We start from the raw sequence: 26,788 nt of genomic DNA, 5'->3' as shown, positions 1-26,788 counted from the left end.
TAACGACAGTCGCAAAAATCTGCTGCGGGCGCATTGTCTGGCAGCGTTGCTCACGACGGCACCGAAACGCGGGCTGTGCGGCCCGTAGAGCCAAGGTCACCCGGTGGCCAACGCCATTCCCCGACCACGCCGTCAGCGGATGTGACCCGACTAGACTCCTCACATGGCAGCACAGCTGACCACCGACCCCGCCGCCCTGGTCAAAGAGGCTGGCAATTTCGAGCGGATCGCCGAAGAAATCAAAGCCGTCATCACCCGGGTAGAGCAGGCGGCCACCGACCTAGATACCCATTGGCAGGGCATTGCCGCCGACGCGGCTAAGCAAGCGCTGGCGCGCTATCACGAAGCGGCCACCGCACAGGTCGGGCTGCTCAACGAGGTCACCACCAACTTGCACACCGCAGGCCTGCAATACAGCGCGACCGACGACGAGCGGGCCGCTGCACTGGCGTCGGCGATGAGTAATGGCATGAATAGCGATAGCGGCAAGGGACACAACGGCGTTCAGCTTGTCGACTGGAAACAGGGACCAACCCCGGCACCCAGTCCCGGCCCGACAGGTCAAGACGTGCACAATGCGATCAAAGACCTCCCCAGGGGTACCCGCCCGAATTTTGCCGAGGTCCGCAGCGATGACGATCTTCGAAGACTCTGGAATTGGGCTACCGAAGGGACGCCGGAACGCACCCCGCCCAGCAGCTATAAGGGGACTGAAAGGGTGTTGCGTGATGGGACGATCATCGGGCTGCGAACCGGTGACAATGGCCTGACACTGGATTTGAATCCCCCTGGGGGATCTTACGAGAAGGTCCACGTCAATACCGAAAGGGGCGGCGTGCCAAACGTTCCGTCCGGTGGAGTGGGGTCGCCCGGTGGCGCGGCAGCTGGGACGAATGCGCCGAGTGGGCCGCCGCCCGTTGGCCGCGCGCCTGCTGGGGCTGCGCCGGTGGAGCCGCCGGCGCCCCGCCCCGCGCCAGCTATGCCCATGGGGCCGAACGATCCGAACGCTTTTCCGCATCCCGTTCAGCCACCGCATAGCCATCATGGTCCACCGGTACTCGGAAAAGACGACATGTCCGACCTACCCGAATACGAACCAGAATGATTAAGAACCAAGGGATTGAGCGAATGACTACTGCACGCGACAAGGTCCGCCAGGAGGTACTTCTAGATGCCGCCGCGGGCGACGAGTTGCCCATCACCGCGGTTGACTATTACGTGAAGCAACAGCATTCGTCTGCATCGGTGTCAGGAATTCAAGACGAGACGCTGGCGACGATCCGCTCCCTGGCCGAGGATGGGCTGGTAGCGCTCGGCGCGATGTCGGGCGAGGGTGGCCGCTGGGAGGCTTGGGACGAGCCGGTCGATGCGTCGATGCAAAGAATTACCGACTGGTATGTGCCTCACTACGATGATCCACCGGCATGGGTGTTTTCCTCGTGGATCAAAATCACCGACAAGGGCAGGCAGGTTGCGCGTGAACTTGAAGCGAAGTCCAGAGGTTCACTCACGTAAAACCGCGTGGCTTCGACACACGGGATCGCCGATAGCGGGGTTCGCCATCGGGCTTGTCCTGCGGCTTTTTTCGGTGATGGTACTTACGTCGGTCATCATCTACCTAGCCAGTGTGATCGGCATCGCGCCGTTTCTTCGGACCAATCAATAGCCCACACCGCACCCTGCGCGTCGCTGGCAATCAGTTCCGGCACGAACGTGAAGGTCGTTCAGAAGCTCCTTGGGCACAAGACGGCGGTGTTGACGCTCGACCGCTACGGGCATCTGTTCCCCGACGATCTGGCCGCCGTGGCAACCGCTTTCCACGGGGCAGCTTGACCTGCTGCAGGCGCTCTGCGGGCGCAGACCCGGTTACGCGCTGTGCCAGAGACCGCAAATAGGCTCTGAGCTTGGTGGCAGGTCCAGGATTCGAACCTGGGTAGGCATACGCCGACGGATTTACAGTCCGCTCCCATTGGCCGCTCGGGCAACCTGCCTTGGTGCGACTAGCACCCTATAACGAGGATGTACTCAGGATACAAACGACCAAGCAACCAATCGAGGAGGGACGGATCCAATGGCGGATTCATCGTTCGACATCGTCAGCAAGGTCGATCGCCAGGAAGTCGACAACGCCCTCAACCAGGCCGCCAAGGAGCTGGCCACCCGGTTCGACTTCCGCGGCACCGACACCAAGATCGCTTGGAAGGGCGACGAGGCCATCGAGCTGACCAGTTCGACCGAGGAGCGGGTCAAGGCCGCCGTCGACGTGTTCAAGGAAAAGCTGATCCGCCGCGACATCTCGCTGAAGGCCTTCGAGGCCGACGAGCCGCAGGCCTCCGGCAAGACCTACAAGATCACCGGCACGCTCAAGCAGGGCATTTCCAGCGAGAACGCCAAAAAGATCACCAAACTGATCCGCGACGAGTGCCCCAAGAACGTCAAGACCCAGATCCAGGGCGACGAGGTGCGGGTGTCCAGCAAAAAGCGCGACGACTTGCAGGCCGTCATCGCGATGCTGAAAAACGCCGACCTCGACGTCGCGCTGCAGTTCGTGAATTATCGCTAGACTCATGCGGTTCGTGCGACTCGCCACAGCGCACGAAGCGCATGTAGAATCGCCAGCGTGACCACTATCGAGGACCTGACCGCCGCAGCACAGCGCATCCGCGAAAGTGCCCAAGCCGTGGGCTCAGCGCTTGCCTCGGTCACCGTCTACACCGAGCCCGCTATCGCCCGGGCAGTGCAAGCCGAACACAACCTCTACGCACGAATCGAGGCTGAGTTCGGCATGCTCACAAGCACCGAAGCCGGCAAACGAATGGGGTCGCGGTCACGCGCGCCGCGCAATCTCGCCAGCACCGCCCGTCGCAACAACCAGCTGGTTGCCGTGCGGCGGGGCAGCTCCCTGGCCTACCCGGGCTTCCAGTTCGGGCCGGACGGGCAGCCGCTGGCCGTCATTGCGCGTTTGCGCGAGATTGCTGCGGCTAACGACTGGTCAGAGACCGGCCTGGTGCAGTGGTTGTGCTCGCCGACGACTTACTTCGACGGAGACCGTCCCGTCGACCATCTCACCGAGGATCCGGACCGCGTCGCCGCAGTGGCCGCGGATGCCCTGGCCGTCGAGTGGTGAAAGGGCCGCCGAGCCCATTCGACCCGGCCACCGTCACCCTGCCCGAAGGCGACCTGCTGTACCGCGTCTTGACGGCGACCCGCACCGCCACCAAGTTCAACCCCGGCAAAGGTGCACCGACCCGGTTCGCTTTCTTCGGCGACCCTGTGGCGCCGGTCATGTACGCGGCCGAGACCGACGTAGCGGCCGTCGCCGAGACGCTGCTGCACGACATCCCGGTCGACGGGGGCGTCCTGCCCTACGACCAGTACTCCCACAAAGCTCTTGTTCGCCTCGCGGTGACCCGCAACCTGCGGCTCGGTGTCCTACACGGCCTGGGGTTACGACGCCTCAAGATCCGCGCCGACGAGGTCACGTCAAGCCCATCCTCCACCTACCCGGACACCGTGCGCTGGGCTGAAGCCGCGCACGCGAGCGGCGTGGACGGCATGGTGTGGATGTCGCGAATGTGCAACGACACCAAGGCTTACGTCTTCTTCGGCGACCGGTGTGCCGACGCATTCGCCCAGGACACCTCCCACGCACGCATCTTCGCCAGCCCCGCCGACCAGATGTGGTTGATCGAACGGTGTGCGCCGTTGCATGTCGACGTGCTGCTTCAGCCATCGTGATGCTCTGGCCCAATCAACCGGTGGGTGCCTAATGTGATGGCCATGGACTTCGATGTCGTGATCATCGGCGCCGGCATCTCCGGGCTGGGCGCGGCCTACCGGCTCACCGAACGCAACCCCGGGCTCAACTACGTGATCCTGGAGCGTCGCGAGCAGATCGGCGGCACCTGGGACCTGTTCCGTTACCCCGGCGTGCGCTCCGACAGCAGCATCTTCACGCTGTGCTTCCCCTACGAGCCGTGGACTAGCAAGGAAGGCGTGGCCGACGGTGTGCACATCCGCGAATACCTGACCGAGACCGCGCACAAGTACGGCATCGACAAGCACATCAGGTTCAACAGCTATGTGCGCGCTGCGGACTGGGACTCCTCGACGGACACCTGGACGGTCACCGTCGAGCAGGACGGCGCCGAGAAGACCTACCGCGGCCGGTTCGTGTTCTTCGGTTCGGGCTACTACAACTACGACGAGGGCTACACCCCGGAGTTCCCCGGCATCGAAAAGTTCGGCGGCACCGTTGTGCATCCGCAGCACTGGCCGGAGGACCTCGACTACACCGGCAAGAAGATGGTGGTGATCGGCAGTGGTGCGACGGCGATTTCGCTGATCCCGTCGCTGACCGAGAAGGCCGCGAAAGTCACCATGCTGCAACGCTCCCCGACCTACATGTTCTCGGCGTCGAGGTACAGCTGGTTCGCCGACGGGCTGCGAAAGCTGTTGCCCCGCAAGCTCGCCCATCCGATCATCCGGCTGCGCAACGCGCTGTTCGAAGGGGCGATCTGGTTTCTGGCGCGTAAGACCCCGGCGTTCATGAAGTGGTGGATCCGCCAGATCGCGGTTCGCAACCTGCCCAAGGGTTATGACGTCGACACCCATTTCAAGCCGCGGTACAACCCGTGGGATCAGCGGCTGTGCCTGATCCCCGACGCCGATCTGTACGTGGCGATCAGCGAAGGCCGCGCCGATGTGGTCACCGACCACATAGACCACTTCGACGCCACCGGCATCGTGCTGAAATCCGGCGGGCACCTCGACGCCGACATCGTCGTCACCGCTACCGGTCTGCAGTTGCAGGCGCTCGGCGGCGTCACGCTGTCGTTGGACGGCGCCGAGATCAAGCCGCAGGACCGCTTTGTCTACAAGGCGCACATGCTCGAGGACGTGCCCAACCTGTTCTGGTGCGTGGGCTACACCAACGCGTCCTGGACGCTGCGCGCCGACATCACCGCCCGTGCGACGGCGAAACTGTTGGAATACATGCGAACTCGCGGCTACACGCATGCCTACCCGCATCTCGGCGGCGAGCCGATGCCCGAAAAACCGTCGTGGGATATCCAGGCCGGCTACGTGCTGCGGGCGCTGCACGCGCTGCCGAAGTCCGGAACCAAGCGGCCGTGGAACGTCAGGCAGAACTACTTCGCCGACGCGATCGACTACCGGTTCGACCGGATCGACGAAGCGATGGTGTTCGGTCGGTGTCGACAGTCACAAGTTGCTTGAAACCGACCCCCTCGGCCGGGCATTATTAAGGAATGCTAAGCACACGGAAGTTCGTCAGATCGATGGTCGTTGCGGCTGCTGCCGCGACAGCGATCGCGGCCGGACCGATGGCCGTGTTGTCTTCCCCGGCACCGGTTTCCGACCAGGTCATCGTTGCCGATCCGGGCGGTACCCAGGGCGGCGGCGGCCCTGACGGTCAGGGCGGTGGCGGCGGCTGCGGCAGCGGTCCGGGCTGGAACGGCTGCGGTAGCTGGAACCCCTTCCAGGGCGCCATCGTCAACGCTTGCACCAACGGCGCATGCGGCGGCTGGGACGGCCAGCGCGGCTGGGGCCACTTCTAAAGAACGCGGCTCTCAACCCCCGGCGATTTCGTCGGTGATGTCGTGCCAGCCGCTGTCGTTGCGGTGGTCGTTCATGTTGCGGCACTCGCCGAACAGTTGGATACGACCATATTCAGCATCTCTGCCCGGCCCCATGGTGATCGTGATGTTGCCTTTGTGCAGGTTCTCACCATGCGGCTGCATGCCGGGCGCGGCGCCGCTACCCCAGCCCGGCTGCTTGGCCATCGTTGTGGTGATCTGCTGGAAGTAAGCGCTGCGGTCGACGCCATCTGGCACTTTAAACACCATGTCGACACGGCCGTGGTAAGGCGGATCGCCCTGGTCGTTGCACCACTCCCAGGCGAAAGTCGCGTAGGTGACATGCAAGCCAACAGCTTTGGTGATCTGCCTGGCCGGCTCGACAACCTGGGCTCGTGCCTGCTCGTCGGACAGTGGCTCGACTGGGGGGCTTGCGCGGTGCTGGGACGGAAACATCAGCGAGCATCCTCCTAAGACAACGGCCAGCGCGGCGGCAACCAGCGATGCCCACTGCCGCCGAAAGCGGCTACTTCGGTGGTGGTTTGTAGTCATGGCCAAGTGTTCCCGGTCGGTCCCATTCGGGGTCGTAAATCGGTGATTCCAGCTTCGGTACAGGAATGTTGCCGAAGGGGGTATGCACCTGGCCTGTCGTGACCGGTGGCACATCCACGCGCGGTTTAGCCAGCAGTCCTTCGTCTCCCAGGTTGGCGCCGTGCCCCGTGGCGATGTCGGTCATGCTGCGCAGCGCTTCACCTCCCACCGTGTAGTAGAAGGAATGGTCATGTGGATTCAGACCGGTGGTGCCGGGGACTTCGGCGTGGAAACGTGTCGCCCCGAAGCCGTCATGGGATGGATCGGCACCCAACCCGGCCGAGGATCCAAGCGGGTGCCCCAACAGGTCGTTGAGTGGATTCGACATGCCGTGACCCTCACCAATCCAGCCGACCGGATCGGTGGAGGCATCACCGACGTAGAGCTTGCCGCCATCGAGGTGGAAATCGGCGGCGCTGTGCGCCATATCGGTTCCGGGGCAGCCCAATAGCACGGCATCGTTGGCATGCATGCCGCTGCGCGCGAACGCGTCGGCCACCGTTGTGGAGCCGTAGGAATGCCCGATCACGGTGACGTGCTGCGGGATTCCGCTGTCGTGGGTCACCCCGAGCCCGTTGACATCCCATGCCAGTAGATCGCCACCGGCTCGTGCTAGTCCCGGGTTCGCGATATTGGGGTCGGTGAAGTCCGCGGGGGCGTCATAGCCCATCCACGCGATCACCGCGGTGGGGTTCTTCGGATCAGCGTAGCTCGACTGGTCGTAGAGATTGATCGCGTCGTTGTGACCGTCGGAGAGCCAGCCGCCCTTCACACTGCTGCTGGTACCCGGCACGATGACGGCGGTGTTCGGCGATTTGTCGGGATTGCCGATCGCGATTGCGGCCCTGCCTTTACCGTTGAATGCCGTCGGGTCGTACGCCCACAGCATGGTAGGACGTAGCTGCTTTTCCCTCTTCTCCTCCTCGCTGATCTCGCTGTAGCGGCGGTGGTCTTTGCTGGTGTCGATGCCGAGATCGTGCAACAGACCCTCTTGCGTCTTTTGCGCATTTTGGTAGCGGGTGATGTCGTTGGCCGAAAGCCCATATTTCCCTGGGTCTTTCACGACATCGGCCGGGGAAACCCCGTGCTGTTGCGCGGTGTGCTCGACCCGGTTGAGGTCGTCGTCCATCACCTGCACGTTGACCTTGTCGCGCACATCGGCCGGAATACCGTTGAGGTTGCCCAGGATCGGCGGATGTTGCGCGATCAGAGCTTGGCGCTGCTCGTCGGTCAGCGAATCCCACCACTTCTTGACGTCCTCGGGGCTGGTGTCCGGTGACGGGATCTGAATGTCCTGGCCCGCCACCTTGACCGGCGGATTGGGTATCGACGAGCCGCACGCTTCGGCAATCGCCGCCGCGGTCGACTGGTCGGTCTCGTCGAATACCTGCAGGAGCTTCTGGAGGAACTTGGTGAACTTCTCCGCCAGCCCGTTCAAGAACCTGCCGATGAGCCACTGGTGTGGCTTGACCACACCGTCGTCGCTGACCGAGAAACCCATGGTCTGCAGGCTCTCGACCAAGTCCAGAATGGCTTTGCGCAGCGCTGACAGCTGGTCGCCGCCATTTTGCAGCGCCGACTGCAGTTCCTGCAGCCTGGTGTGGAACCGCTCCTGCTTGCCCAGGATCTGCAAGCCCTTGGCGATCGCGGCCTGCGCGGCGTCGCCCTGCCAGGACTGCTGAAGACGCGACAGCTCTTCGCGCTCGCCGGCCATGACGGTTTCGAGCTGGGTGATCTTGCCGGAAAGATCATGGGCAGCATCGAGCAGCCTCTCCGGATGCGACGCCCTGACGGTCGAAACCGATACGCTCACGTCGCTAAATCTCCCCGGCCCGGCGTCGAACTGCAGGTTTTCTGAAGTTACCACCGGTTTGCCAGGTGCCCGCGCAGCAATTTGCGCGCACTGGCACCAACGCGAGGATCCCGGCAATACGCTGATCGCCATGGCAGCTTTGCGCGAACCGAAGGTCGTCGTTCTGGGTGGCGGGTCTTGGGGCACCACCGTCGCGTCCATCTGCGCGCGCCGCGGACCGACGCTGCAGTGGGTGCGCTCGGAGGAGACCGCCAAAGACATCAACGACAACCACCGCAACACCCGCTACCTGGGCGACGACGTCGTGCTCAGCGACACCCTGCGCGCCACCACCGACTTCTCCGAGGCCGCCAACGCCGCCGACGTCGTCGTGATGGGTGTGCCGTCGCACGGGTTCCGCGGGGTGCTGACCGAACTGGCCGCCGAGCTGCGGCCGTGGGTGCCGGTGGTGTCACTGGTCAAGGGCCTCGAGCAGGGCACCAACATGCGGATGTCGCAGATCATCGACGAGGTGCTGCCGGGGCATCCGGCCGGCATCCTGGCCGGCCCGAACATCGCCCGCGAAGTTGGCGAGGGGTACGCGGCGGCGGCTGTCTTGGCGATGCCCGATCACCACCTGGCCGCCCGGCTCGCAGAGTTGTTCCGCACCAGGCGTTTTCGGGTCTACACCACCGACGACGTCGTCGGTGTGGAGATGGCGGGTGCGCTGAAGAACGTCTATGCGATCGCCGTCGGCATGGGTTACTCGCTGGGCATCGGAGAGAACACCCGCGCATTGGTGATGGCCCGGTCGGTGCGCGAAATGTCCAAGCTGGGCGAGGCGATGGGCGGGCAGCGCGACACCTTCGCCGGGCTGGCCGGCATGGGCGATCTGATCGTCACCTGCACCAGCCCGCGCAGCCGTAACCGCCACGTCGGCGAGCAGTTGGGCGCGGGCAAGCCGATCGACGAGATCATCGCGTCGATGAACCAGGTGGCCGAGGGCGTCAAGGCCGCCAGCGTGGTCATGGAGTTCGCCGACAAGTACGGACTGAACATGCCGATCGCCCGCGAGGTCGACGCGGTGATCAATCACGGCTCCACCGTGGAGCAGGCCTACCGCGGCCTGACCGCCGAAAAACCCGGTCACGAGGTGCACGGCGCCGGGTTTTAACAATCACCGTTGTGCGTATGTATTTTCTATGTATTGCACAGGTGCGGTTGTTGCTCCGTCGAGCCGATAAATACGCTGGCGCAGAGCAATTGGGGTTCGGCTCGCGGTGATCGAAATCACGGTACCTGTAAAGGCTTGTGCGAGAAGTGTTTTACTTCGCTGCAATCTTGGACACCGAGATGTTAACGTCGGGCCGTTACCCTTACACTCGTCGTGTCAACAAGGGTTGGGGAGTCGGATGTTCGCCGTGATCACTGCCGCAGTGGAGGTGCGGTGAGTTTTCGCGGCGCAGGCAGACATTCGCGGACGCGGCTGATTGGCGCGCTCGCTCTTGCGATATGCGTGCTCACCGCCGTGATCGGATATGGGGTGGCGCGGGCCGACCATGCGGTGTCCGCCCTGCCACAGCCGGTGTCGACATCCTCGAGCGGTCCCAACATCGCCGACGAACGTCTCGAGCACCATGTCGCAACCGCCTCTTCAGACGCTCTTCACCCGGCGTTACACATGGCGGTCCTGCACCGGACACGGCCGTCGACTTTTTCACCGTCGGTGCAGTTGCATTGGTGGTCACCTTCGCGGACTTTCTCACCCACGTTCTGGTATGGGCCCGGCGCGGCCGCCTCGTGTTTCCCCGCCACGTCGCTTGCCGGTCGAGAACGCTTGACCCAGCTCTGCGTCGCCCGGCACTGATCAGCCGCGACCAACCCGCTGTGCCGTCACCGCGGCGGGTGCCTTCCGCTTGACCTTTGCGGTATGACACCGCAACGTCAGCGGCCAGCCTGAATCTGCTTGCACTGCAACGCTGCACGCCATCGCGATGTGCGGCGGCCGGTACGCGGATACCCCACATGCCATCACGAAAAGAAAGAGATAGCCCACTTTATGACTGAGCGCAGCACAATCGACGTGGCCGAATCACCGCACGCGGATGGCCGGCCTCGACGAGCCCGGCCCTGGCTACGTGAAATCTTCGACAGTGAGGCACGGTTGTCGTGGATCCTTGCCTGGCTGGCGGGCCTGGTCGGGGCGGTGGCGTTCACCCACTCCGCCGGCTACTTCGTGACGACCGCCACCGGCAACACGCAACGCGCAGTGGCGGGTTTGTTCATCGACGACCCGTGGCTGTCGATATCGGCCACACTGCTGGTGTCGTGCTTCCTGTGCGGCGTGATTTTCGGGTCCATGTGCCGCCGGCGTATCTGGCGGGGGCATCCGCACGGACCCACCGTGATCACCACCGTGTGCCTGTCGATTGCGACTATCAGCGACGTCGGGCTGCAGGGCTGGTCGACGGCTCCTGTCGCCTTCATACCAATCTTGGTCGTTGCCTTCGGAATTGGCGCTTTGAACACCACGTTCGTCAAGGACGGGGAGGTATCGATACCGCTGAGCTACGTGACGGGGACGGTGGTGAAGCTCGGTCAGGGCATCGAGCGCCACCTCAGCGGCGGCTCGGTTGCCGACTGGCTCGGACACTTCCTGCTGTTCGCCAGCTTCGTCGCCGGCGGACTGACGGGCGGGGCCATTTGCTCGCTGGTCAGTGGTTCGCAGCTGCTGGCGGCCGCCGCCGTTGTCTGTGCGTTCACAACCGCATACACCTACTTCTTCACCGACCGGCGTGCTGTGCTGAAGCAGTCGCGCTCGATCGAGTCCTAGCCGCGCGCCATGGCCTCGAGCCGGCGAATCCGGTCCTCGATCGGCGGGTGTGTGGAGAACAGCGAGCCGATCCGTTCGCCCGCCCGGAACGGGTTGGCGATCATCAGGTGGGCCTGGCTGGCCAGCTGCGGTTCCGGCGGCAACGGCGCGGCCTGCACGCCGCCGGAGATCTTGCGCAACGCCGACGCCAAGGCCAGCGGGTCACCGGTCAGCACCGCACCGGACTCGTCGGCCTGGTACTCGCGCGAGCGGGACACCGCCAGGCGCACCACCGTCGCCGCGATCGGACCCAGCAACGAAACCAACAGCACCGCAAAGGGATTGCCGCCGTCGCGGTTGCCGCCGCCGAACATTCCGGCGAACATCGCCATGTTGGCCAGCGCGGTGATCACCGACGCGAGCGCGCCGGCCACACACGAGATCAGGATGTCGCGGTTGTAGACGTGCGAAAGCTCGTGGCCGAGCACGGCGCGCAGCTCGCGCTCGTCGAGGATCTGCAGGATGCCGGTGGTGCAGCACACCGCGGCGTTGCGCGGATTGCGGCCGGTGGCGAAGGCGTTGGGTGCGTTGGTGTCGCTGATGTAGAGCCGCGGCATCGGCTGGTGCGCCCCGGTGGCCAGCTCACGCACGATCCGATACATCGCCGGCGCCTGAACTTCCGATACCGGCTGGGCGTGCATCGCCCGCAGCGCCAGCTTGTCGCTGTTGAAGTACGTGTAGGCATTCATGCCGATGGCGAAGAGCACCGCCAGCCACATCATCGTCTTTCCGAACAGGGCGCCGACGAACACGATCAGCGCCGACATGACGACCAACAGCGCGAACGTCTTGAACCTGTTGGCGTGCGGATGCCAGGTCATCAGCTTCCTCCTCGGAACACAGCGTTCTTGCTGATTAAACGCCGACGCCGACCCGCGGGGTTCCGGATCAGCCGTGCCGGTTGATGGTGTAGTCGACGAGTGTGGCCAGCGCGTGCCTTCCGGGCAGGTCGGGCAGGGCGGCAAGCTCCTCGCGCGCCTGCGCTGCGTAGCGCGCCACGGTGTCCTTGGCCTGCGCCATGCCCGCCGACGCACGCAGCAGCGTCAGCGCCTCGGCCAGCACCGCGTCGTCGGTAACGGGGCCGGCCAGCAACTCGCGCAGCCGGTCGGCGTCCCGACCGGTCTCGCGCAGCGCGTAGAGCACAGGCAGCGTGTGCACCCCCTCACGCAGGTCGGTGCCGGGCAGCTTGCCGGACTCGTCGGGGTCGCTGTCGATGTCGATGATGTCGTCGGAGATCTGGAAGGCGGTGCCCACGATGCCGCCGAGCCGGTCCAGCCGCTCGATCTGGTCCTCGTCGGCGCCGGAAAACATCGCGCCGAACCGCCCGGCCGCGCCGATCAGGCAGGCCGTCTTCTCGTGCACCACCTTCAGGTAGTGCTCGATCGGGTCCGCGCCGTCGGCGGCGCCGCGGGTCTCGCGCATCTGCCCGGTGACCAGTTGGGCGAACGTCTCGGCGATGACCCGCACTGCCCCGGGACCCAGCAACGACACCAGCCGCGAGGCCGTCGCAAACAAATAGTCGCCGGCCAGGATCGCGACGTTGTTGCCCCAGCGCGCGTTGGCGCTCTGCGCGCCCCGGCGCACCTGCGCCTCGTCCATCACGTCGTCGTGGTAGAGCGTCGCCAGGTGCACCAGCTCGATGACCGCGCCGGCGATCGTCACCTCTTGGGCGTCCGGGTTGGGGCCCAACTGCGCGGATAGCACGGTGAAAAGCGGGCGGAACCGCTTGCCGCCGGCCTCGAACAGGTGCAGCACCGCCTCGGTCATCAAGTCGTCGGCGCCGCGCAGTTCGGTCTCCATCAGGCGCTCGATGCGATCCACACCGTCGCGCACGTCGGCGGCGAATTCGGCGTCGCCCAGGTCGACGCCCGCCACCACAGTCGCCGGAGTTCTCACCCAACCAACATACTGGTGATCATGCACAGCAACGCCGACGTGGTGGTTGTGGGCGCCGGACCGGCCGGATCGGCGGCGGCGGCCTGGGCCGCCCGGGCGGGCCACGACGTGCTGGTGATCGACGCGGCGAGCTTCCCCCGCGACAAGGCCTGCGGCGACGGGCTGACGCCGCGGGCGGTCGCCGAGCTGGAGCGGCTTGGGCTGGGCGACTGGCTGGATGCCCGGATCAGGCATCGCGGTTTGCGGATGAGCGGTTTCGGGGGCGCGGTCGAGGTCGACTGGCCGGGGCCGTCGTTTCCGTCGACCGGCAGCGCGGTGGCGCGAGTGGAGCTGGACGACCGGATCCGCAAGGTCGCCGAGGATTCCGGCGCGCAGATGCTGTTGGGTGTCAAAGCGGTTGGCGTGCATCATGATTCGTCGGGCCGGGTGGTGTCGGTTGGGTTGGCCGACGGGACCGCGGTCAGGTGTCGGTCGTTGATCGTGGCCGACGGCGCGCGTTCTCCGTTGGGCCGCGTGCTGGGGCGACGGTGGCATCAGGAGACGGTGTACGGCATTGCCGCCCGCGGGTATCTGGCGACGCCGCGCAGCGAGGAGCCGTGGCTGACGTCGCATCTGGAGTTGCGCTCCCCCGACGGCGCGGTGCTGCCCGGCTACGGCTGGATCTTCCCGCTGGGCAACGGCGAGGTGAACATCGGCGTCGGCGCGCTGTCGACCTCGAAGCGGCCGGCCGAGCTGGCGTTGAAGCCGCTGATGTCCTATTACACCGACCTGCGCCGCGACGAGTGGGGTTTTGTCGGGCAGCCGCGCGCGATCTCGTCGGCGCTGCTGCCGATGGGCGGCGCGGTGTCGGGGGTGGCCGGGCCCAACTGGATGCTGATCGGTGACGCCGCGGCGTGCGTCAACCCGTTGAACGGCGAGGGCATCGACTACGGGCTGGAGACCGGCCGGCTGGCCGTCGAGTTGCTTGGTTCGGCCGAGCAGTGGCCCGGCGTACTGCAGTCGCATTACGGCCGCGGGTTTTCGGTGGCGCGCCGGCTGGCGCTGTTGTTGACCTTCCCGCGGTTCCTGCCGGCGACCGGGCCTGTCGCGATGCGCTCGACGAGGCTGATGAGCATCGCGGTGCGCGTGATGGGCAACCTGGTCACCGACGACGACGCCGACTTTGTCGCGCGAGCCTGGCGCGGCGGCGGGTGGGCGTCACGCCTGGCGGATCGCCGAAAACCCTTCAGCTGAGTCACCTTTCGCCGCTTTTGCCGCGAGCGTGCGTGTCCCCGGTCGACACGCCGAGGGTGTCGCCTGGTCTGCGCACGCTCGCGGCGGGAAAGGGGGCTGCATATATCAAGACTATTGACATATATCAGGCGGCCTGATATGCATGGGTGATGACTCAACCTGTGGACTTCGAATTCGAATCGGCCTACCGCGGCGAATCCGCACAATTAGGCCACGGCGCCAAACCGCCGTGGAGCATCGGCGAACCACAGCCGGAGCTGGCCGCGCTGATCGACGCCGGCAAGTTCCACGGCGAGGTGCTCGACGTGGGCTGCGGCGAAGCCGCCATCTCGCTCCACCTCGCCGAACGCGGCTACACCACCGTCGGCATCGATCTGTCGCCGACGGCCATCGACTTGGCGTGGCGCGAGGCCAAGAAGCGGGGGCTGACCAACGCCAGCTTCGAAGTGGCCGACATCAGCTCGTTCACCGGCTACGACGGCAGGTTCGACACCATCGTCGACAGCACGCTGTTCCACTCGATCCCGGTCAAGGCACGCGAGGGCTACCAGCGTTCGATCGTGCGCGCCGCCGCGCCGGGGGCGTCGTACTTCGTGCTGGTGTTCGACAAGGCGGCAATGCCGGACGGCCCGGCCAACGCCGTCACCGCCGACGAACTGCGGGCGGTGGTCTCGAAATACTGGGTGATCGACGAGATCAAGCCGGCCCGCCTCTATGCCAACGCGCCGGACGGCTCGACCGACCTGTCCGCGTTGATGGGCGCCGAGTTTCGGCCCGAGCCCGACGGCCGCATGTCGGTGGCCGGCTGGCTGTTGTCAGCGCACCTGGGGTAACAACGATGACTGACCCGAAGCCCCCGCGCTGGCTGAAACTGACCAACAAGGTCATGATCGCGATGCAAAAGCTCGGCATCCCGACGGGCCCGCCGATGGTGTTGACGGTGCCCGGCCGCAAGACCGGCCAGCCGCGCAGCACGCCGATGACACCGTTCACGCTCGACGGTCAGCTCTACACCGTCGCCGGTTACCCGGGCGCCGACTGGGTACGCAACGCCCGGGCCGCCGGCTCGGGAACCCTTGCCAAAGGCCGAAAGTCGCAGCGCGTCAATATCATCGAGCTGCCGCCCGAGCAGGCTCGGCCGGTGCTGCGCGCGTTTCCGGTCGAGGTGCCGATCGGCGTCAGCTTCCTCAAACGCGCCGGCCTGGTTCGCGAAGGCACTCCTGCCGAAGTCGAGGCGTTGGCCGGCCGGATTGCGGTATTCCGCCTCGACCCGATCCCCGCGGGCTGATCGCGTTCAATTGCGTCGAGTGTGTCAGGCTTTAAAAGCCGCGTGCAGCGCGACGATGCCGCCGGTGAGGTTGCGCCAGCGCACCGCTGACCAACCGGTGCGGGATATCTGGCGCGCAAGCGTCGCCTGGTCGGGCCAGGCCCGGATCGACTCGGCCAGGTAGACATACGCCTCGGGATTGCTCGACACCGCGCGCGCGACCCGCGGCAGCGCCTGCATCAGGTATTCCTTGTAGACGGTGGCGAAGAGCGCGTTTGTGGGAGTGGCGAATTCGCACACCACCAGTCGGCCGCCGGAGCGGGTGACGCGCGCCATTTCCCGCAGCGCGGTTTCGCGGTCGGCGATATTGCGCAGCCCGAAGCTGATGGTCACCGCGTCGAACATGTTGTCGCCGAAGGGAAGTCGGGTAGCGTCGGCGGCTACCTTGGGTACTTGCCTGTCTCGGCCCGCCGCGAGCATCCCGACCGAGAAGTCCGCCGCCACACACCAGGCTCCGGAGCGCGCCAACTCCACCGTCGACACCGCGGTCCCGGCGGCCAAGTCCAGCACCTTCTCCCCCGCGGACAGTCGCAGCGCCGAGCGGGTGGCGCGCCGCCAGTAGCGGTCCTGGCCCAGGGAGAGCACCGTGTTGGTCAGGTCGTATCGGCGGGCGACGCCGTCGAACATCGACGCCACCTCACGGGGGTCTTTGTCCAGGGTCGCGCGGCTCACCTCGACGACGCTACCTGTGAACTTCGCGGAGCGGGAATGCGGCGCCGACTCCGACGTTGCACACCGGCGTGAGCGAAAAAGTTTGGTTCATCACCGGAACATCGCGCGGCTTCGGACGTGAATGGGCGATCGCCGCGCTCGAGCGGGGCGACAAGGTCGCCGCGACCGCCCGAAACACCGCGACGTTGGCCGATCTTGCCGCCAGCTACGGCGACGCGATACTGCCCATCGAGTTGGACGTCACCGATCGCGAGGCGGATTTCGCCGCGGTCAAACGGGCCCACGACCGTTTCGGGCGCCTGGACGTCGTCGTTAACAACGCGGGCTACGGGCAGTTCGGCTTCATCGAGGAGCTGTCCGAGCAGGAGGCCCGCGACCAGATCGAGACCAACGTGTTCGGCGCACTGTGGATCACCCAGGCCGCGTTGCCGTATCTGCGCGAGCAGCGCAGCGGCCACATCATCCAGGTGTCGTCGATCGGCGGCATCGTCGCATTCCCGTTGGTCGGCATCTACCACGCCTCGAAGTGGGCGCTGGAAGGCTTCTCGCAGGCGCTGGCCCAGGAGGTGGCGCCGTTCGGCGTCAAGGTCACCCTGGTCGAGCCGGGCGGCTTCGATACCGACTGGGGCGGACCGTCGGCCAAGCATGCCGAGCGGTTGGCGGCCTACGACCACGTGCGTGCCGCGGTCGAGGCCGAGCGCCGGCGGCGGTGGGCCGATCCGGGCGATCCGGCCGCGTCGGCGGCGGCGCTGCTGAAGGTGGTCGATGCCGAAAAGCCGCCGCTGCGGGTGTTCTTCGGCGCATCGCCGTTGGAAACGGCTCGTGCCGATTACGAAAGCCGGTTGCGCACTTGGGAAGAGTGGCAGCCGGTGTCGATCGAGGCGCAAGGCGGCAGCACCGCCTCGTAGTGTTCGAGCAACTGGTCGCAGATCGCCGGCCAGGACCGCTCCAGCACGCTGCGCCGCGCGGCTAGCGAATACCGCGGCCGCTGGTCAATCAGGTGCGCGACCGCGGCGGGCAAGTCGGCCTCGAAATCCTTGACAGGAAGCAGCATTCCGGTGCGGCACGGCGTCACCAGGTCGCGCGGGCCGCCGGCGTCGGGGGCAATGACCGGCAGCCCCGACGCCAGCGCTTCCTGCACGGTTTGGCAAAACGTCTCGTGCTCGCCGGGATGCACGAAGACGTCCATGCTGGCGTACGCCGTGGCGAGTTCGTCGCCGTACAGCGCGCCGGTGAAAACCGCTGTGGGCATGAGCGATTGCAGCTTGGGGCGATCGACGCCGTCGCCGACGATGACCAGCTGGACCGCCTCGTCCAGCGCCGCCAGCCGCTCGACATGCTTCTCCGGCGCCAGCCGGCCCACGTAGCCGACGATCGGTTTGCCCTCCGGTGACCACCGCCGTCGCAGCGCCTGGTCACGCGCGGACGGCACGAACCCGGTGATGTCGACGCCGCGAGCCCAGTGATACACACGCGGGATCCGATGGGCGGCAAGGCTTTCCATCGCCGAGGTGGATGGTGCCAGGGTGCGGTCGGCAAGCCGATGCAGGTGGCGGGTCCACGCCCACGCCGCCCGGGAGAGTCCGCCGATACCGTAGCTGGCCGCGAATCCCGCGACATCGGTTTGGAATACAGCGACGGTCGGCACCCCAAGTCGCCGGGCGGCCCGCACCCCGCCGTAGCCCAGCAGTGCGGGTGACGCCAGATGCACGACGTCGGGCTCGAACCCGCGCAGCACACGCAGCATTCGCGGGAGCGGCACGCCCAGCGGCAGCGTCGTCACCTTGGGGAACATCCGCGACGGCACGCGGTGCACCCGGATGCCGTCGTGAAGCCGCTCGGCGCGGGGCTCGCCGGGCGGAGTGTCGGGTGCGATGACGAGGGCTTCGTGGCCGGTGCGGCGCAAGTGCTCGAGGATGCGAACCACCGAGTTGCTGACGCCGTTGACGTGCGGGAGGAAGGACTCCGCGACGATGGCTACGCGCACACCGTTACGGTGGCAGCGCCGCCTGTCGATAAGGTTGCCGACGGGCATACGGCGTGCGACCAATGCGCGAGCAGACGCAAAATGCCCACGACACGCCGGTGCGAGGGTGATTCTGCGTCTGCTCGGCAGGAAGGGAAAAGATGCGGTCCTGGCTGGGGGTATTGGCAATCACTGTGAGCTGGATCGCATTCGGGACCGCGGCGGCGCACGCCGACGTGCCGCGCAGCAGCGACGGCAACGGCGTGGTGGTCGGGTCCGCAGGCGCCCCAGTGCAGTTGGAGATCTTCATCGAACCGCAGTGCCCACACGTCGCCGAGTTGGAGTCAACCGACGGCGACGCGATCGCGCGCGGCATCGGCGACGGCCGGCTGGCGGTGACGTATCGACCGCTGACGTTTCTGGGCGACCGCAAGCACAACGACGTGTCCGCCCGGATCAGTAATGCGCTGTTCCTGGCAGCCGATCCGGCGACATCGCCGAGCGCGTATCAGGCTTTCGTGCAAGACCTCTACCGCCACCAAACCGGGCCCGACAACGCCGACATCGCGTCGATGGCCCGCGAAAGCGGGGTGCCCGACGCGGTGGCCGACCGGATCGCGGCCGGCGACTACGCCGTCGACACCGCAGCAATGAACGACGCCAACCGGGCCCGCCTCAAAGAGGAAAACCCCGAAAATCCCGGCACTCCAACGGTGTACGACCTGAACACGAAAACGGTTGTGGACATTCAGGACTCGGACTGGCTGGACAAACTGCTCGCGTGACGGCCCGCCCGCTTTTCCAGTAACGCCAGGCCGGCCAGCGCGGCACCGGCGACCAGCCAACCCACCACCATGATGGAACCGGCCGGGATGATCGCCAGCTTGGCGGTGCGGTGCTGCACGCGGACCAGGTTCGGGTTCTTCTTGTCGTATTCGACGTAAATCCGCATGCCCGTGGCTAATTCGGACGGGTAGAGCACGCCGAGTTCGGGGCGGTAGGTGACCCGGTCCGGTGTGACGAACTCGATCGTCGAGCGTCGCGGCCCCGCGCTGAGCACCTCAGCCTGCGCGACCCCCATGTTGTTCTGGATCGACAGGTCGTTGCGCCAGGCCCCGGCCACCAACAGCACCGACTGCAACGTCACCAGCCCGGCGGCGATCAGCACCCCGATCCGCGTCCAGCGCAAGATCCGTCGCGCCGGGGTGTCGGGAAGCTCGTCGGCGCGGCCGTGAATCAGGATGCGCGCCAAGGTTTTCGCTGCGTTCAGCGCTCTCACAGCGCGGCCTTGATGGCGGCATGCAGTTGGCGCAGTGAGGACCGGTCGGCCTTGACCTCCAGCACCCGCATGCCTGCAGCGGGTTCGTCCAACGCCGCACCCAGCTGGTCCACCTCGATTTGGCGGGAATCGACATGATAGGCGCGGCACAGCGCGCCGACGTCGACGTCGTGCGGGGTGCCGAAGATGCGCGACGACACGTCGGAGAACCGCGGGTCGCCCTGTTCGAGCAGTTCGAAGATGCCGCCGCCGTTGTCGTTGGACACCACGATGGTCAACTGTCGCGGCGTCGGCTCGGTGGGGCCGATCAGCAGGCCGGAGCTGTCGTGCACGAAGGTCAGGTCACCGATCAGCGCCACGGTGCGGCCCTGGTGCGCCAGCGCGGCGCCGATCGCGGTGGACACCGTGCCGTCGATGCCCGCGACGCCGCGGTTGGAGCGCACCGCGATGCCGTGGCTGTCCAACCCGACCAGCGCCGCGTCGCGCACCGGGTTGGAGGCGCCCAGCACCAGCTGGTCGCCGGGGCGCAGCGCGTCGGCGACGGCCGCGGCAACGTGCAGGCCCGTGGTCAGCGGATGGGCCTTGAGCTGCCCTCGCACCGCGTTGACGGCGTGCCGGTTGAGCTCGGCGCAGCGGCGCAGCCAGGCCGGGCTGGGCTCGCCGCTGGTGACCGCGCGGGTGCCGGTGGCCTGCGAGTTGCCGGACACGTCGGGCCAGCGCGGGCCGGTGGTCAGCGCGTAGACCGGCACCGACGGGTCGGCCAGCAGCGCCGACACCGGCCGGTGCAGGGTGGGCCGGCCCAGCATGATCACCTGCTGCGGGTGCAGCAGCCGCAGCGCCAGCGGGTGCAGCGGGTTGGCCGGGGCGGGCGCGGTCGGCTCGGCGACGGTCGGCAACGCGGCCAGGTTGGGGTGGACGCCGGCGCCGTGGCCCGCGATGACGACGGTGTCGCGGCTCAGGTCGATATCCAGGGTCTGGTCGAAGGTGACCGGCGGCGTGTAGGTCCAGGGTTTGCCGTTCGGGCGGCCGGGCGGTGTGGGGGCGCTTTCCGGGTCCGGCACCAGCGGTTCGCGCAGCGGGATGTCGAATTGCACCGGGCCGGCGTTGGCGGTGCGGGCGCCGGTGGCGGCCACCAGCACGCGACAGGTGGCCGAGCGCCAGGTCGCGTTGAATTCGTCCATCCGCTCCGGCGCGTCCTCGGCCAGTCCCAGGCTGATGGCGGCGCGCACCTGGGTGCCGAAGTAGCCCAGCTGTTCCATGGTCTGGTTGGCGCCGGTGCCGAGCAGCTCGTAGGGCCGGTTGGCGCTCAGCACGATCAGCGGCACCCGCGCGTAGTTGGCCTCGACGACGGCCGGGCCGAGGTTGGCCACCGCGGTGCCCGACGTCATCGCAACGCACACCGGCGCCCCCGCGCCGACGGCCAGCCCGATGGCCAGGTAACCGGCGGTGCGCTCGTCGATGCGCACATGCAGCCGCAGCCGCCCGGCCCGGTCGGCATCCTGCAGCGCGAAGGCCAGCGGCGCGTTGCGCGAGCCCGGGCACAGCACCACGTCGCGGACACCGCCGCGGATCAACTCGTCGACGACGACGCGGGCCTGTGCCGTCGAGGGATTCACCAGTTCAGCTTAGTTGGGTGGCCTCAGGCCGCCATGCCCGCGAAGAACTGCAGAATCGCGGCGTTCACCGCGTCCGGGCGCTCGAGGAACCCGAGATGCCCGGCATCGGCGATCTGCAGGTAGCGGCCGTTGGGTATGGCGTCGGCGACCTCGCGGCTCAGATGCGGCGGGGTGACCATGTCGTCGGCGAAACCGATCACCAGGACCGACGCGGTGATGGCCTGATACGTCGGCAGCCGGTTGTTTTGCGGCGAGACGTCGAGCTGGCAGCGCAGCCCCGGGGTCATCTTGTTGGGCCACATGGTGAAGATGTCGATCCACTCGGCCACCGCCGCGTCGTCGTTGAGGGTCTTGGGTGAAAAGCTTTCCAGCAGGCGGATTTTCGCGTCATAGGCGGCCGGCAGCCGGGTCTCCGAGGCGGCCAGGTCGGCCTCGGCGGTGTGGAAGAACTGCCGGGCGCGGTCCAACCGGCCGCGGGTGGCCATCAGCACGGCTTTGCTGACCAGATGCGGATGCGCGACCATCAACTCTTGGGCGATGAACGCGCCCATCGACGCGCCGACGATCCGCGCCGGCGCCGCGCCCAACTCTTCGATCAGCGTCGCGGTGTCGGCGACCATGGTTTTCGTCGTGAAACCCGATGCGTTCTCGGTGGCGCCGATCCCGCGGTTGTCGAAGGTGATGGTCCGATATCCGGCCGCCAGAAAAGCCGGGACCTGGTGCAAATGCCAGCCGCGCCCGGCACCGCCGCTGCCGGAAATGAACACGACGGGCTCACCGGTCCCGCGGTCGTCATAGGCAAGGTTGATCACCTGTGTGAACCTACGGGACGCGACGCGACGCGCCTCAGCCCGGGATGCGGTCCAGGATCCGTTTTGCGATCTCGGGGGCCACGTCGCCCATCCGGATCCCCATGATTTGCAGGTCGACGACGACGTTGGACTTTGCGGCCATCGATCGCACCACTGCGAGATCCGGGCTGAGCGCCGCAGTGTTGCGCACGGTGACCAACCCACCGGACTCTGCCGGATCACCCACCACCCAGGGAATGACGCTGCCGTCGGGCCACGTCCAGGTGAGCTGCTTGCCGGCACACTGGCGCCACTGTGCGACCGATTTCGACACAAAGCTCTGCGCGGCCGCCGCGTTGTCGAACGCCGCGACGCCCTCGTCGACATCCGGCACACCCTTCGGATCCGCTTGCCGCACAGTGTAGATCGCAGTGAAGCCGCTGCCGTTGTACGACGATGCCTCACCGCTGAACACAGCGCTCATACACTCGACGGGCTCAACCTTGGTGTCGGTGCTGGCGTCCGGCTGGTTCCAGGTCTGCTGGGTGACCATCTCCGGCGCCTTCATGATGTCTTTGATTTCGTCGAGGGTGGCCAACAGTTTGGGCAGATCCGCAGCGGTCACTGCCGGTTTGGCCGGCGCAGGCTTTGTCCCGGGGCCGCGGCCGCCGGCGGGGACCGCGGTTCCGCCGATAGTGGACACGCAGCCGGCGACGGCCAGGCTCACCGCCCAGGCGGAGACCGCTTTCATACCGAGTCGCAGCACGCTGTCAGCTTACGGAGCGGGCGAACCTTTCGCGGCGGGAACGTACGGTACGCAGCGCCTGTTCCCAGGCCAGCAGTGTCGCGGCCTTGAGCTGGGCCGGTTTCACCAGGTCGCGGGCCATCAGGGCGGCGGCGGCCGCCTTCGTCGTGGCCGACGCTTTCGACATGTGGCCGGAGTCGAACGGGGGCTGCGGGTCGTACTCCATGGAGAGTTGGATCGCCTTGGCGCGGCCTTCGCCGCCGATCTGACCGGCCAGCCACAATCCCAGGTCGATGCCCGCCGAGACACCGGCACAGGTGACGATGTCGCCGGATTGCACGATGCGTTGGTCGCCAACTGGGTTGGCGCCCAATGTCTTCAGGGCGCTGAGCGCCAACCAGTGCGACGTGGCGCGCTTGCCGTCCAGCAGCCCGGCGGCGGCTAGGATCACCGAACCGGAGCACACTGACGTCGTCCACGTCGCCGCCTCGTGGGCCCGGCGCACCCAGTCCAGCAGCTTCTCGTCACGGGCGTGTTCGATGGACGTCATCCCGCCCGGCACCAAAATCAGGTCGGGAGAAGGCGTTTCGTCGAAAGAGTGGGTGGCGCCGACGACGAGCACACCGGAGTCTGCGGTGATCGGTCCCGGCTGGTGCCAGACGAAGCGGACTTCGGCTTTCGGCAGCCAGCGCAACACCTCGTAGGGCCCGATGAAATCCAGTGCGGTGAAGCCGGGATACAAAACGATGGCGATCTGCATGAGTTCTCCTTTAGGCGAAGGTTTTGCGGTATTGGTCGGGAGAGATGCCGATTCTTCGAACGAAGTTGCGCCGCATGGTTTCCGACGTGCCGAAGCCGCAGCGGGCGGCGATCGCCACCACCGTGTCGTCGGTCTCTTCGAGTTGACGGCGCGCGGCGTCGATGCGAATGCGTTCGACGTAGGCGCCGGGTGGCTCGCCGACTTCGTCGGTGAAGACCCGGGTGAAATGCCGCGGGCTCATGCCGGCCCGGCGGGCCAAGTCTGTGATGCTGTGTGCTTGGCCGGGTTCGGATTCGATGACGTGCTGCACGTCGCGGATCGGTTCGCGTTTGGCGCGGGGCATCCACACCGGGGCCGCGAACTGGGTCTGGCCGCCGGGCCGGCGCAGGTACAGCACCAGCCAGCGGGCCACTGTCTGCGCGACGTCGGTGCCGTGGTCGTCTTCGACCAACGACAGCGCGAGGTCGATGCCGGCGGTGACGCCCGCGGCGGTCCATACCTTTTCGGAGCTGCGCAGGAAAATCGGCTCAGGATCGACTGTGACGTTTGGGAATTCGCTTGCCAGTTGGTCGGCCGACCCCCAGTGCGTGGTGGCGGTGCAGCCGTCGAGCAACCCGGCCTGCGCGGCCAGGAATGCGCCGGTGCAAACAGTGACGACGCGCCGTGCGTTGTTGGCGACGGCCTGGATCCAAGCGATGACGTCCGGGTTCTGACGGGCGGCGTCGACGCCACGACCACCGGGCAGCACGACGGTGTCCACCGGTTGCCGCGGATCGGGCAGCGAGGTCGCGGCGAACGTCAGGCCCGTTTCCGTTGTCGCCGGCTGCCCGCCGGCCGATGCCAGCACCGGCCGGTATCCGTCGCGTTTGTGCGCAGCCAGGTACGTCGACGCCGCCGCGAACACCTCGAACGGTCCGACGACATCGAGTCCCTGGATGCCCGGATAGCCGAGGACCACGACCGATCGCGTCATGGATTCAGTGTCGAGGACGCGACGCCATGGCGTCTACGACATGTACCCCACAGATCAGGACATGAGGCGGTAGCAGCGCTTTACCCGGTCGATCCACCACTGGCGTCGCTCTGGCGTGGCCGCCAATGCTTGCAACCGGGCGGGGTCGGGTGTTCGTGGCACGACCGGAAGGTAGCCGTCGTTCGCCGTAATCGGTTCGGCGACGTCCTCCACGAAAAGACCGCCGGTGCCCAGCCCACAGGCATGTTTGAGTTCTGGCAATGCGGCGGCAGCGAGCAAACCGTTTGCGATCCCGACCGCCGAATCCAGCGCGCTGGAGATCACCACCGGGATGTCGATCTGCTCGGCGATGTCCAGCAGCGCCGAAACACCGCCCAGCGGAGCAACCTTCAGGACCGCGATGTCGGCGGCTTTCGCGCGGACCACATTGAGTGGGTCGCTGGCCTTGCGGATGCTTTCGTCGGCAGCGATCGGCACGTCGACGCGCTTTCGCAACGCGGCGAGCTCTTCGACTGTCTTGCAAGGCTGTTCGATGTACTCCAGCGGCCCGAGCACTTGCGCGGCCTGGACAGCCTGCGCGACGGTCCAGCCGCCGTTGGCGTCGACGCGCACCGTGGGCATCAGCGCGCGAACGGCCTCGACGCGGGCGACGTCGTCGTCGAGCGTCTGCCCTGGTTCGGCGACTTTCACCTTGGCGGTGCGTGCGCCCGGAAAGCGCGCCAGCACTTCGGGTACCTGCGCCGCGGGCACGGCGGGGACAGTGGCGTTGATAGGGATGCGATCACGTCGCGTGGATGGCGGTGTGACATAAGCGGATTCGAGGCCCGACGCCAGCCAGTGGGCGGCCTCGGCATCGTCGTATTCGAGGAAGGCGCCGAATTCGCCCCAGCCGGCCGGGCCGTCGATCAGCGCCAGCTCGCGGGTGGTGATGCCGCGGAAGCGGACCCGCATCGGCAGCGCGACGACGTGCAGCCGGTCCAGGATGTCGTCCAGCGGCGGCGTCACTCGCCGTACACCTGCCGGCCCGCCAAAAACGTTGCACGGACGTCGAGGTCGGCGATGTCTTCTGGCGGCACCATGCGCGGATTCGCCGACAGCACCACCAGGTCCGCGTATTTGCCGACCTCCAAAGACCCGATCACGTCGTCGGCGAACAGCTGCCAGGCGGCGTCGATGGTCTGCGCGCGGATGGCCTGCTCGACCGTCAACCGCTCCTCAGGCGCCAGCACCCGTCCGCTGGGCGCGGTCCTGGTGACGGCCACGCTGATGTTGCGCAGCGGCTCCTCGGGCGTGACCGGCGGATCGTTGTGCAGCGAGATGCGCATACCGGCGGCCACTGCGGAACCCGCTGGCATCCAACGGGATCCGCGTTCCGGTCCGAACAGCCCGTCGACGATGACGTCGCCCCAGTAGTGGATCTGGTCGACGAAGATACTGCAGGTGACGCCGAGATCGGCGGCCCGTCGGAGCTGATCGGGCCGGATGGCGCCGACGTGTTCGAGCCGCAACCGATGGTCGTCGCGCGGATTCCGTTGCAGCGCTTGCTCGTAGACGTCGAGGATGGTGTCGATGCCGGCGTCGCCCTGCACGTGGCAGGCCATCGGCCAGCCCAGCGGGAAGTAGGCGTCGACAATTTCGGTGAGCTGTTCGCGCGTGTAGTTGGCATGCCCGCACGATCCCGGCTCGACGCCGATGGTGCGGGTGGCGGCGGTGTCCAGATACGGAAACGACAGATCGATGTTGCCGATCCACGGCGAGCCGTCCACCCAGATCTTGATGCCGACCTGGCGCAGCATGTCGTCGCCGTCGCCCGGCTTGGCGTCGGTGTGCATTTGCGGGTTGGAGATCTCGTAGGTGCGCAGCCGCACCGTCAGCGCGTCGCGCAGCTGCTCGACCAGTGGCCGAAATGCCGGGTCAAAGGCCATCTCCGAGCAAGTGGTGAGCCCGGCGCGGTTGAGCCGGGCGCACTCGGCGAGCAGCATGGCCGGATAGTCGCCCGGCTGGATCGCCGGGCCGACGAGCGGGAACACGGCGCCGGTTTCCTCGGCGGTGCCGTCGAGTTCGCCGTCGGCGTCGCGGCCGTACTTCGCGCCTTTGGGGTCGGGGGTGTCGCGGGTCAGGCCGGCGCCTCGGGCAGCGTGCGAGTTGAAGAACGCCTTGTGCCCGGAGTTGTGCAGGATCACCAGCGGGCCGTCCGGCGCGATGTCGTCGAGCCAGCTCAGCGTCGGCTCCGGAAGCCCGGGTTGCAGCAACGGATCCCAGCCGTTGAGGTAGGCGCCGGCCGGTCCGCGTTTCGCGGCTTCGCGGCGGATGGCGTCGACGACGTCGTCGGCGCTGCGCATGGTGACCGGCCTGATGTCTACGATCCGGTCCGACAGCGCGACGGCCTCCATCAGCGGATGACCGTGTGCCTCAACGAATCCCGGCATAGCGCAGCCGTCACCGATATCGACGGTCCGGGTGGCGGGGCCGACCAGCCCGCTGACATCGGCCCGTGTGCCGACCCCGACGATTCGGCCGTCGGCCACGGCGAGCGCCTCGGCGGTGGGGCGCGCGTCGTCGACGGTCAGCACGGTTCCGGTGATCACCAGGTCAGCGTCGGCCATGCGTGCAGATTAGTGATCCCGCGATGAGAAATGGCGGTTCTGCGAGTCAGCCGTGATGAAACGTTCCCACCG

28 protein-coding genes, 1 tRNA gene and 1 pseudogene are annotated in these 26,788 nt (G+C 66.7%); 15 read left to right on the top strand and 15 right to left on the bottom strand.

The genetic code is table 11. From position 1 onward, the window contains the following. Positions 1–163: 163 nt before the first annotated feature. The 3 genes and pseudogenes from AWC14_RS29820 to AWC14_RS24125 all read left to right on the top strand — a co-directional run. Positions 164–1,105, top strand: coding sequence for a WXG100 family type VII secretion target (locus AWC14_RS29820; protein WP_069601495.1), 942 nt, complete (start codon positions 164–166; stop codon positions 1,103–1,105). A 23-nt stretch (positions 1,106–1,128) separates the two neighbouring features. Further along, on the top strand, positions 1,129–1,515 hold the full coding sequence (locus AWC14_RS24130; RefSeq protein ID WP_235215859.1) for a hypothetical protein: 387 nt from the start codon (positions 1,129–1,131) through the stop codon (positions 1,513–1,515). 147 nt (positions 1,516–1,662) lie between these two features. Then, positions 1,663–1,833: pseudogene (locus AWC14_RS24125) on the top strand (site-specific integrase); the annotation flags it as partial. Positions 1,834–1,905: 72 nt separating this feature from the next. Here AWC14_RS24125 and AWC14_RS24120 read toward each other — a convergent pair. Continuing rightward, positions 1,906–1,991 (bottom strand) — tRNA-Tyr (locus tag AWC14_RS24120). Positions 1,992–2,071: 80 nt separating this feature from the next. Between AWC14_RS24120 and AWC14_RS24115 the strand changes: the two genes are divergently transcribed. The 5 genes from AWC14_RS24115 to AWC14_RS24100 are packed head-to-tail and all read left to right on the top strand — an operon-like array spanning position 2,072 to position 5,579. Next, positions 2,072–2,563, top strand: coding sequence for a YajQ family cyclic di-GMP-binding protein (locus tag AWC14_RS24115; protein WP_057003080.1), 492 nt, complete (start codon positions 2,072–2,074; stop codon positions 2,561–2,563). A gap of 57 nt (positions 2,564–2,620) precedes the next feature. Continuing rightward, positions 2,621–3,127, top strand: a complete 507-nt coding sequence (locus tag AWC14_RS28815) for a hypothetical protein (protein WP_045376617.1) — start codon at positions 2,621–2,623, stop codon at positions 3,125–3,127. After that, entirely contained in the window at positions 3,124–3,738 is a 615-nt protein-coding gene (locus AWC14_RS24110; protein WP_158089925.1) for an RES family NAD+ phosphorylase, read from the top strand. The genes AWC14_RS28815 and AWC14_RS24110 overlap by 4 nt, the downstream gene beginning before the upstream one ends. A 42-nt stretch (positions 3,739–3,780) precedes the next feature. Beyond that, on the top strand, positions 3,781–5,238 hold the full coding sequence (locus tag AWC14_RS24105; protein WP_235215860.1) for a flavin-containing monooxygenase: 1,458 nt from the start codon (positions 3,781–3,783) through the stop codon (positions 5,236–5,238). A 32-nt stretch (positions 5,239–5,270) separates the two neighbouring features. Then, positions 5,271–5,579, top strand: coding sequence for a hypothetical protein (locus AWC14_RS24100; RefSeq protein ID WP_045376623.1), 309 nt, complete (start codon positions 5,271–5,273; stop codon positions 5,577–5,579). Between the two features lie 12 nt (positions 5,580–5,591). On the opposite strand, the gene AWC14_RS29815 is transcribed toward AWC14_RS24100, so the two are convergent. Beyond that, the gene (locus tag AWC14_RS29815) at positions 5,592–5,945 is read right to left on the bottom strand and encodes a hypothetical protein (RefSeq protein WP_235215861.1); all 354 of its coding nucleotides are present in this window, start codon (positions 5,943–5,945) and stop codon (positions 5,592–5,594) included. Positions 5,946–6,123: 178 nt separating this feature from the next. Continuing rightward, a complete protein-coding gene (locus AWC14_RS24090; protein ID WP_045376629.1) occupies positions 6,124–8,001 on the bottom strand; it encodes an alpha/beta hydrolase in 1,878 nt (625 codons plus the stop codon). Between the two features lie 130 nt (positions 8,002–8,131). Between AWC14_RS24090 and AWC14_RS24085 the strand changes: the two genes are divergently transcribed. Then, positions 8,132–9,154: an NAD(P)H-dependent glycerol-3-phosphate dehydrogenase gene (locus AWC14_RS24085; RefSeq protein WP_045376633.1), complete on the top strand. Its 1,023-nt coding sequence runs from the start codon at positions 8,132–8,134 to the stop codon at positions 9,152–9,154. An 885-nt stretch (positions 9,155–10,039) separates the two neighbouring features. Beyond that, positions 10,040–10,813, top strand: coding sequence for a YoaK family protein (locus AWC14_RS24080; RefSeq protein WP_081968068.1), 774 nt, complete (start codon positions 10,040–10,042; stop codon positions 10,811–10,813). On the opposite strand, the gene htpX is transcribed toward AWC14_RS24080, so the two are convergent. Beyond that, complete coding sequence (gene htpX, locus AWC14_RS24075) at positions 10,810–11,673, bottom strand: zinc metalloprotease HtpX (protein WP_045376636.1); 864 nt, start codon at positions 11,671–11,673, stop codon at positions 10,810–10,812. The two genes, AWC14_RS24080 and htpX, sit on opposite strands and share 4 nt — an antisense overlap. A 67-nt stretch (positions 11,674–11,740) precedes the next feature. Next, positions 11,741–12,748, bottom strand: a complete 1,008-nt coding sequence (gene grcC1, locus AWC14_RS24070) for a nonaprenyl/(2E,6E)-farnesyl/geranylgeranyl diphosphat synthase (protein WP_045376639.1) — start codon at positions 12,746–12,748, stop codon at positions 11,741–11,743. 21 nt (positions 12,749–12,769) lie between these two features. Here grcC1 and menJ point away from each other — a divergent pair, with 21 nt between their 5' ends. From menJ to AWC14_RS24055, 3 genes are all read left to right on the top strand, one after another. Next, positions 12,770–13,981, top strand: a complete 1,212-nt coding sequence (menJ, locus tag AWC14_RS24065; RefSeq protein WP_045376685.1) for a menaquinone reductase — start codon at positions 12,770–12,772, stop codon at positions 13,979–13,981. A 149-nt stretch (positions 13,982–14,130) separates the two neighbouring features. Further along, the gene (locus AWC14_RS24060; protein WP_045376642.1) at positions 14,131–14,814 is read left to right on the top strand and encodes a class I SAM-dependent methyltransferase; all 684 of its coding nucleotides are present in this window, start codon (positions 14,131–14,133) and stop codon (positions 14,812–14,814) included. 5 nt (positions 14,815–14,819) lie between these two features. Then, positions 14,820–15,269 (top strand): nitroreductase family deazaflavin-dependent oxidoreductase, encoded by a 450-nt coding sequence (locus AWC14_RS24055; RefSeq protein WP_045376645.1) that lies wholly within the window; start codon positions 14,820–14,822, stop codon positions 15,267–15,269. A 24-nt stretch (positions 15,270–15,293) separates the two neighbouring features. Here AWC14_RS24055 and AWC14_RS24050 read toward each other — a convergent pair whose 3' ends face one another. Continuing rightward, positions 15,294–15,980 (bottom strand): demethylmenaquinone methyltransferase, encoded by a 687-nt coding sequence (locus AWC14_RS24050; protein WP_045376648.1) that lies wholly within the window; start codon positions 15,978–15,980, stop codon positions 15,294–15,296. 68 nt (positions 15,981–16,048) lie between these two features. On the opposite strand from AWC14_RS24050, the gene AWC14_RS24045 reads away from it, so the two are divergent. After that, positions 16,049–16,888 (top strand): SDR family oxidoreductase, encoded by an 840-nt coding sequence (locus AWC14_RS24045; RefSeq protein ID WP_045376651.1) that lies wholly within the window; start codon positions 16,049–16,051, stop codon positions 16,886–16,888. On the opposite strand, the gene AWC14_RS24040 is transcribed toward AWC14_RS24045, so the two are convergent. Continuing rightward, positions 16,810–17,967: a glycosyltransferase family 4 protein gene (locus AWC14_RS24040; protein ID WP_045376654.1), complete on the bottom strand. Its 1,158-nt coding sequence runs from the start codon at positions 17,965–17,967 to the stop codon at positions 16,810–16,812. The two genes, AWC14_RS24045 and AWC14_RS24040, sit on opposite strands and share 79 nt — an antisense overlap. A gap of 140 nt (positions 17,968–18,107) precedes the next feature. On the opposite strand from AWC14_RS24040, the gene AWC14_RS24035 reads away from it, so the two are divergent. Then, a complete protein-coding gene (locus tag AWC14_RS24035) occupies positions 18,108–18,731 on the top strand; it encodes a DsbA family protein (protein WP_045376656.1) in 624 nt (207 codons plus the stop codon). Here AWC14_RS24035 and AWC14_RS24030 read toward each other — a convergent pair. From AWC14_RS24030 to AWC14_RS23995, 8 genes are read right to left on the bottom strand one after another with little or no spacing between them, the layout of a single operon-like run. Next, positions 18,695–19,216, bottom strand: coding sequence for a DUF3592 domain-containing protein (locus AWC14_RS24030; protein WP_057003089.1), 522 nt, complete (start codon positions 19,214–19,216; stop codon positions 18,695–18,697). The genes AWC14_RS24035 and AWC14_RS24030 overlap by 37 nt on opposite strands. A gap of 5 nt (positions 19,217–19,221) precedes the next feature. Beyond that, positions 19,222–20,841, bottom strand: coding sequence for a 2-succinyl-5-enolpyruvyl-6-hydroxy-3-cyclohexene-1-carboxylic-acid synthase (gene menD / locus AWC14_RS24025; protein ID WP_045376660.1), 1,620 nt, complete (start codon positions 20,839–20,841; stop codon positions 19,222–19,224). Between the two features lie 23 nt (positions 20,842–20,864). Then, a complete protein-coding gene (locus AWC14_RS24020) occupies positions 20,865–21,653 on the bottom strand; it encodes an alpha/beta fold hydrolase (protein ID WP_057003079.1) in 789 nt (262 codons plus the stop codon). 34 nt (positions 21,654–21,687) lie between these two features. Beyond that, positions 21,688–22,398 (bottom strand): sensor domain-containing protein, encoded by a 711-nt coding sequence (locus tag AWC14_RS24015; RefSeq protein ID WP_142281814.1) that lies wholly within the window; start codon positions 22,396–22,398, stop codon positions 21,688–21,690. Between the two features lie 4 nt (positions 22,399–22,402). Then, the gene (locus AWC14_RS24010; protein WP_045384963.1) at positions 22,403–23,137 is read right to left on the bottom strand and encodes a DJ-1/PfpI family protein; all 735 of its coding nucleotides are present in this window, start codon (positions 23,135–23,137) and stop codon (positions 22,403–22,405) included. 10 nt (positions 23,138–23,147) lie between these two features. Continuing rightward, positions 23,148–24,110 carry a GlxA family transcriptional regulator gene (locus tag AWC14_RS24005; RefSeq protein ID WP_045384965.1) on the bottom strand — a complete coding sequence of 321 codons (963 nt, stop codon included), beginning with the start codon at positions 24,108–24,110 and terminating at the stop codon, positions 23,148–23,150. 54 nt (positions 24,111–24,164) lie between these two features. Then, positions 24,165–25,115 carry an o-succinylbenzoate synthase gene (locus AWC14_RS24000; RefSeq protein WP_045384968.1) on the bottom strand — a complete coding sequence of 317 codons (951 nt, stop codon included), beginning with the start codon at positions 25,113–25,115 and terminating at the stop codon, positions 24,165–24,167. Beyond that, positions 25,112–26,716: an amidohydrolase gene (locus AWC14_RS23995; RefSeq protein WP_045384971.1), complete on the bottom strand. Its 1,605-nt coding sequence runs from the start codon at positions 26,714–26,716 to the stop codon at positions 25,112–25,114. The genes AWC14_RS24000 and AWC14_RS23995 overlap by 4 nt, the downstream gene beginning before the upstream one ends. Positions 26,717–26,788 lie beyond the last annotated feature (72 nt).

Origin of the sequence: Mycobacterium kyorinense, assembly GCF_002101735.1 — a bacterium.
GTDB lineage: Bacteria > Actinomycetota > Actinomycetes > Mycobacteriales > Mycobacteriaceae > Mycobacterium > Mycobacterium kyorinense.
The sequence above is the reverse complement of the archived record's forward strand: the minus strand, read 5'-3'. Positions and strand labels throughout refer to the sequence as shown.

Bases quoted from the DNA above. Each gene is read 5' to 3' on its own strand.
- AWC14_RS29820 (WP_069601495.1), top strand. From the start codon at position 164: ATGGCAGCACAGCTGACCACCGACCCCGCCGCCCTGGTCAAAGAGGCT.
- AWC14_RS24130 (WP_235215859.1), top strand. From the start codon at position 1,129: ATGACTACTGCACGCGACAAGGTCCGCCAGGAGGTACTTCTAGATGCC.
- AWC14_RS24115 (WP_057003080.1), top strand. From the start codon at position 2,072: ATGGCGGATTCATCGTTCGACATCGTCAGCAAGGTCGATCGCCAGGAA.
- AWC14_RS24105 (WP_235215860.1), top strand. From the start codon at position 3,781: ATGGACTTCGATGTCGTGATCATCGGCGCCGGCATCTCCGGGCTGGGC.
- AWC14_RS24100 (WP_045376623.1), top strand. From the start codon at position 5,271: ATGCTAAGCACACGGAAGTTCGTCAGATCGATGGTCGTTGCGGCTGCT.
- AWC14_RS24085 (WP_045376633.1), top strand. From the start codon at position 8,132: ATGGCAGCTTTGCGCGAACCGAAGGTCGTCGTTCTGGGTGGCGGGTCT.
- AWC14_RS24080 (WP_081968068.1), top strand. From the start codon at position 10,040: ATGACTGAGCGCAGCACAATCGACGTGGCCGAATCACCGCACGCGGAT.
- htpX (WP_045376636.1), bottom strand. From the start codon at position 11,673: ATGACCTGGCATCCGCACGCCAACAGGTTCAAGACGTTCGCGCTGTTG.
- menJ (WP_045376685.1), top strand. From the start codon at position 12,770: ATGCACAGCAACGCCGACGTGGTGGTTGTGGGCGCCGGACCGGCCGGA.
- AWC14_RS24060 (WP_045376642.1), top strand. From the start codon at position 14,131: ATGACTCAACCTGTGGACTTCGAATTCGAATCGGCCTACCGCGGCGAA.
- AWC14_RS24055 (WP_045376645.1), top strand. From the start codon at position 14,820: ATGACTGACCCGAAGCCCCCGCGCTGGCTGAAACTGACCAACAAGGTC.
- AWC14_RS24035 (WP_045376656.1), top strand. From the start codon at position 18,108: ATGCGGTCCTGGCTGGGGGTATTGGCAATCACTGTGAGCTGGATCGCA.
- AWC14_RS24010 (WP_045384963.1), bottom strand. From the start codon at position 23,137: ATGCAGATCGCCATCGTTTTGTATCCCGGCTTCACCGCACTGGATTTC.
- AWC14_RS24005 (WP_045384965.1), bottom strand. From the start codon at position 24,110: ATGACGCGATCGGTCGTGGTCCTCGGCTATCCGGGCATCCAGGGACTC.
- AWC14_RS23995 (WP_045384971.1), bottom strand. From the start codon at position 26,716: ATGGCCGACGCTGACCTGGTGATCACCGGAACCGTGCTGACCGTCGAC.